General features: G+C 67.2%; 1 protein-coding gene. It reads right to left on the bottom strand.

Translation table 11 applies throughout. The features are described from left to right. The coding region (gene fbaA, locus TOK_RS11490) for a class II fructose-bisphosphate aldolase (protein ID WP_098957831.1) at nucleotides 1-1,010 on the bottom strand (1,010 nt) is incomplete at its 3' end. Between the last annotated feature and the right edge of the window lies 1 nt (nucleotide 1,011).

Genomic DNA, 1,011 nt, shown 5'->3' with positions numbered 1-1,011 from the left:
GACTTGAGGGTCTGGCAGGCCTCGACGATCCGGTCGGTCATCGACTGCTCGCCCTTCTTCAGGTACGAGCGCGGGTCGTACTGCTTCTTGTTGCCGACCTCGCCGTCGATCTTCAGCACGCCGTCGTAGTTCTGGAACATGTGCGTCGCGATGGGGCGGGTGAAGGCGTACTGGGTGTCGGTGTCGACGTTCATCTTCACGACGCCGTAGGAGATCGCCTCGTGGATCTCGTCGAGGCCGGAGCCGGAGCCGCCGTGGAAGACCAGGTCGAACGGCTTGGCGTCGGCCGAGAGCCCGAGCTTGGCCCGCGCGACGTCCTGGCCCTCCTTCAGGATCTCCGGGCGCAGCTTGACGTTGCCCGGCTTGTAGACGCCGTGCACGTTGCCGAAGGTGGCGGCCAGCAGGTAGCGGCCCTTGTCGCCGCCGCCCAGTACCTCGACGGTGCGCTCGTAGTCGCCCGGCGCGGTGTAGAGCTTCTCGTTGACCTCGTTGTGGACGCCGTCCTCCTCGCCGCCGACGACGCCGATCTCCACCTCCAGGATGATCTTCGCCTTGGCGGCGGCGTCGAGGAGCTCGGCCGCGATCTGCAGGTTCTCCTCCAGCTCGATGGCGGAGCCGTCCCACATGTGCGACTGGAACAGCGGGTCCTCGCCGCGGGCGACGCGCTCGGCGCTGATCGCCATCAGCGGGCGTACGAAGCTGTCGAGCTTGTCCTTCGGGCAGTGGTCGGTGTGCAGCACGATGTTGACCGGGTAGCGCTCGGCGACGACGTGCGCGAACTCCGCCATCGCGACGGATCCGACGACCATGTCCTTGATGCCCAGGCCGGACGCGAACTCGGACCCACCCGTCGACAGCTGGACGATGCCGTCGCTCTCGGCCTCCGCGAAGGCGCGCAGCGCGGCGTTGAGGGTCTCACTGCTCGTCACGTTGATCGCCGGGAAGGCGTACTCGCCCTTCTTGGCTCCGTCGAGCATGGCGTTGTAGACCTCGGGAGTGGCGATCGGCATG

It is taken from the genome of Pseudonocardia sp. N23, assembly GCF_002583555.1.
GTDB lineage: Bacteria > Actinomycetota > Actinomycetes > Mycobacteriales > Pseudonocardiaceae > Pseudonocardia.
Note: the sequence above shows the minus strand (reverse complement) of the source record. Positions and strands in the feature narration are given on the sequence as shown.